The 2710-nt window shown below is 34.6% G+C and carries 2 protein-coding genes and 1 rRNA gene; all 3 read right to left on the bottom strand.

The genetic code is table 11. The features are described 5' to 3' along the window. Window positions 1-402: 402 nt before the first annotated feature. The 3 genes from BWGOE10_RS01420 to rrf all read right to left on the bottom strand — a co-directional run bounded on the left by BWGOE10_RS01420 (window position 403) and on the right by rrf (window position 2701). The gene (locus tag BWGOE10_RS01420) at window positions 403-1134 is read right to left on the bottom strand and encodes a DsbA family oxidoreductase (RefSeq protein ID WP_070140626.1); all 732 of its coding nucleotides are present in this window, start codon (window positions 1132-1134) and stop codon (window positions 403-405) included. 199 nt (window positions 1135-1333) lie between these two features. Next, window positions 1334-2293, bottom strand: a complete 960-nt coding sequence (locus tag BWGOE10_RS01415) for an alpha/beta hydrolase (protein ID WP_070140627.1) — start codon at window positions 2291-2293, stop codon at window positions 1334-1336. Window positions 2294-2585: 292 nt separating this feature from the next. Next, window positions 2586-2701, bottom strand: a 5S ribosomal RNA gene (rrf, locus tag BWGOE10_RS01410). Between the last annotated feature and the right edge of the window lie 9 nt (window positions 2702-2710).

Raw genomic sequence — 2710 nt, 5'->3', positions numbered from 1 at the left:
GTATTAGGCACGCCGCCAGCGTTCATCCTGAGCCAGGATCAAACTCTCCAATAAAGTTAGTTTGTCTAGCATCTAAAAATAAAAATTGACGTTCACGTTGTTTGTTTCGTTCAGTTTTCAAAGAACTTGTTTGCCGCTCATTTGCGACTCCCTTATGTTAACATTTTCATATTTCAATGTCAACCAAGTTTTTTTATTTCTTTTGTCGCTTTCTGCGTTGTTGCTATCGGCGACTTGTTCTATATTACACCCCATTTACATAATCGTCAATATGTTTTTAAAAAAACTTTATATTTTATAGATTTCATTTACGTTATCAAATTATCTATTTACATATTTCTTCTATAGTTATATACAAGCAACCCATAAAACTCTCTATGGGTTGCTATTCCATCATAAAAGCTATTGTTCTTTTGAAGGCACCGAACAACTTCCATCAGTACAAGAAAGGTCACTTCCTCCATCTAATGAAAGTTCCTGTAACTTAGGTGCAGGATTCTCTTCTTCCCACACTTGCTGAAGTGCACCAACAAAAGTTTCAAGTGGTTGTGCACCTGAAATAGCATATTTCTGATTAACAATAAAATAAGGTACCCCCGTAATTTTATACTGTTGGGCAATTGCTTCATCAATTCTAACTTCATTCGCATACGCATTTTTATTATTAATAACATTTAAAGCTTCTTGCTTATCTAAACCTGAAGCTTCAGCGATAGCAGCGAGCGTTTCCGCATCACTTAAGTTTCTCGATTCAGTGAAATATGCAAAAAGTAGATTTTCTGTAATCTTCTTTTCCTTCCCCTGATCCTTTGCAAATTTCGCCAAACGGTGTGCATCAAAAGTATTTGTCGGCTTCATCTCTTCAAAATTGAAACTTAAACCCATACTAGCTGCATGATTGCCTAGTTGTATATTATTACGATCAGCTTCTTCAACACTAATCCCATATTTCGATGCAAGTACTTCATTAATACCCGTTCCAGAGTAAACGGGAGTATTCGGATCTAATTCAAAACTTTTAAACTCTACTTCAACATCATCCCTATGTGGGAATTGTTCTAAAGCCACCTCTAATCTACGCTTTCCAATATAACAAAATGGACATACAAAATCTGACCATACTTCAATTTTCATATTAACACCTCTTTAACACTTAGTTTCCAATCATTGTAGCACTGAGATTAAGAAATTCAAAAACTTTTGCTCTATCTCCTTCATATAGTACATACAAAAGTGTACTTATAGCAGAATACCTAATTAGCAAAAAAACGATAATCAAAAGGATAAATCATTCCCCCTTCGATTATCGTATATAAACATGAAACAACTTTAATTATGCTGGAATATACTTCTCTACGAATTTCCATACAGTATTCCAATATTTATTTGAATCTACTTTCTCCGCTTCTCCATGTCCCGCACCTGGAACAATTAATTTCTCTTTTTCTACTTTTGCAGCATTATACACCTCATCTAACATTTCAAAAGGAACAAATGTATCAGCATCCCCATGAATGAATAGCATAGGTGTTTTACTTTTCGTAACTTGTTTCACAGCTGAAGCCTCTTCTAAATCGTATCCAGCCCTCAATTTAGTAACTGTATTGGCCGCATTCATAACAGGAAATCTAGGTAAGTGGAATAAATCTTTTAGTTGATACGTGAATTCATCAATAACAGTTGAGTATCCGCAATCTTCAATAATAACTTTAACATTAGAAGGTAAATCTTCTCCAGAAGTCATCATAACAGTTGCTCCACCCATAGAAATACCATATAGAGCTATTTCAGCATTAGGATCTTTCTTTAAAATTTGTTGAATCCACAGCAGGACATCTTTACGATCATCCCAGCCCATACCAACATAATCCCCTTCACTATTTCCGTGTCCACGAAGGTCTGGTGCTATGACATTATAGCCTTGTTCATAGAAGTTCCGGATATATTTCGTCATTTCCGATGCTCTGCCATTATATCCATGAACTACAATTGCCCATTTATGGCTAGATTTTTCATTCATATATTCATAACCTGTTAGATTTAGCTTATCAAAAGAACGTATATTTAATGTGTTAGGCTTATATTTTGATACAAAGTTCGCATTCTTTTCTTCATTCGTAGCCAATACACCTCCCGATGCACTCACTGTTTCCGCTAAGTGAGGATTATCCTCCAAAAATTCTTTTTCTTGTTTCGTATTCAATGCGTAATTATAGAAAAAATCCCCAACTAACATATACACGATTGTTAGAAGGACTAAAACTACTATAGTAATTATACCTATCTTTTTCATATTATCTCCTTTTTCCAAATTAAATCTTCTTATGTTAAAGTACCTCAAAAAAAACAACTGTACTATTTTAACATACCGATGCATCCTATCTATAAGAAATAAAATAGAAAATCTTAAATTACATATTAAAAATCATGAAAGAAATCGAATGAAAATTATAGGGATATGTAACCACAAATCTTAAATGAATGGGGAATACTTAAAATCTAAAGTAATATTTGGAGTTAGTAAGAAGTTATTTCTAACGAAATATACACAAAAAAGACGAGTCATTCTGACTCGTCTTAAAGTTGCTTGGCGACGTCCTACTCTCACAGGGACAAGGTCCCAACTACCATCGGCGCTAGAGAGCTTAACTTCCGTGTTCGGTATGGGAACGGGTGTGACCTCTCTGCCATCATCACCAAACTGATGAAG

The organism is Bacillus mycoides (genome assembly GCF_001757995.1).
Lineage (GTDB): Bacteria > Bacillota > Bacilli > Bacillales > Bacillaceae_G > Bacillus_A > Bacillus_A mycoides_B.
This window is presented reverse-complemented; position numbering and strand designations above follow the sequence as displayed.

What these genes read in the sequence shown, in the direction of transcription:
- BWGOE10_RS01415 (WP_070140627.1), bottom strand. Translation starts at nt 2,293, where the DNA reads ATGAAAAAGATAGGTATAATTACTATAGTAGTTTTAGTCCTTCTAACA.
- BWGOE10_RS01420 (WP_070140626.1), bottom strand. Translation starts at nt 1,134, where the DNA reads ATGAAAATTGAAGTATGGTCAGATTTTGTATGTCCATTTTGTTATATT.